Consider the following 1,564-nt stretch of genomic DNA (forward strand, 5'->3'; position numbering starts at 1 on the left):
GAGCTCGCTGCCGAGGCCCGCGGCCGGCACCGCCTGTCCCAGTCGCGCCGCGATGATCAGGCCGCCGAGCGCCGACAGCACGCCCATATTGATGAACACCATCAGCGTCAGCCGCTCGGTGTTGATGCCTGACAGCTGCGCGGCCTTGGCATTGCCGCCCATGGCGTAGATACGGCGGCCGATGGTCATGCGCTTGGTGACGAAGACGAACAGCGAGATCAGCACGCCCATGACGAGCAGCACGACCGGCAGGCCTCTGTAGCTGGCGAACTCATAGACCAGGAACAGCGCCAGGGCGCTGGCGACCAGCGTCTTGACGACGAACAGGGCAAAGGGCTCGGCCTCATAGCCATGGCGTTCGCGCTTGCGACGCGTCCTCACCCCGAAATAGGCATAGGCCAGCACGGCGATCAGGCCCAGCACGATCGTCGTCATGTGCAGCGTCAGGCCGCTGCCCATGATGGTCTTGCCGGCCGCGTTCACCGTCGGCGGGATCAGCGTCAGCGGGCCGATGACATCCGGGATGAAGCCCGAGCTGAGCATTTTGAAGTCGTCGGGAAGCGGACCGACCGAGGATCCGCCGCCCAGCAGCGCCTGGCAGATGCCGCGGAAGATCAGCATGCCGGCCAGTGTCACGATGAAGCTCGGTATTCTGTGATAGGCGATCCAGTAGCCTTGCGCCGCCCCGATCAGGCCGCCCACGACGAGGCAGATGATCGAAACCACCAGCGGATTGCTGAGCGGTCCAAGTTGCCAGATGACCATCATGTTTGCCGCCAGCGCGCCGATGAAACCGGCGACCGATCCGACGCTGAGGTCGATATAGCCGGAAACGATCACCAGCAGCATGCCCAGCGCCATCACGATGATGAACGAGTTCTGCTGCACCAGGTTGCTCAGGTTCACCGGCTTGAACAGCGTTCCCGACGTGGTGAACTGGAAAAACAGCATGATGACGATCAGCGCGATGATCAGGCCGTATTCGCGCAGGTTCGTGGCCAGCGCCGAGACGGCGATGCGTGCGCGCTGCTCTTCGGCGACATTGCCGTGCGGGGCGGGGGCGCTTTCGGTGCTCATGCTGCTTTTCCTTCTCCACGAACGATGGCGCGCATTATTTTTTCCTGGCTTGCTTCCGCGGCGGGCATTTCGCCCACGATGCGCCCTTCGTTCATGACGTAGATGCGGTCGGTGATGCCGAGCAATTCCGGCATTTCCGACGAGATGACCACGATCGCCTTACCCTCCGAGGCGAGTCGCGCGATGATCGTGTAGATTTCGTACTTGGCGCCGACATCGATGCCGCGTGTCGGCTCGTCGAGGATCAGCACGTCCGGGTCGGCGAACAGCCATTTCGACAGCACCACCTTCTGCTGGTTGCCGCCGGAAAGATTGCCGGTCAACTGATAGACGCTGGAAGCGCGGATATTGGTCTTCTTGCGATAGTCGTTGGCAACGGCGAGCTCGCGCATGTCGTCGATCACGCTGTGGCGGGCCACGCCGCCGAGATTGGCCAGCGTGATGTTGTGCTTGATATTGGCGGTGAGGGTGTGCCCCCAGGGCTTTC

At 62.7% G+C, this 1,564-nt stretch carries 2 protein-coding genes; both read right to left on the reverse strand.

The window, feature by feature from the left end; genetic code table 11:
• Positions 1 to 1,077 (reverse strand): sugar ABC transporter permease (locus EOA22_RS33145; protein ID WP_164756158.1); only part of this gene is annotated, 1,077 nt, incomplete at its 3' end.
• The coding region (locus tag EOA22_RS33150) for an ATP-binding cassette domain-containing protein (RefSeq protein WP_164756159.1) at positions 1,074 to 1,564 on the reverse strand (491 nt) is incomplete at its 5' end. The genes EOA22_RS33150 and EOA22_RS33145, both read right to left, overlap by 4 nt.

The sequence above is a fragment of the Mesorhizobium sp. M7A.F.Ca.US.014.04.1.1 genome, from assembly GCF_003998745.1.
GTDB classification, from domain to species: Bacteria; Pseudomonadota; Alphaproteobacteria; order Rhizobiales; family Rhizobiaceae; genus Mesorhizobium; species Mesorhizobium ciceri.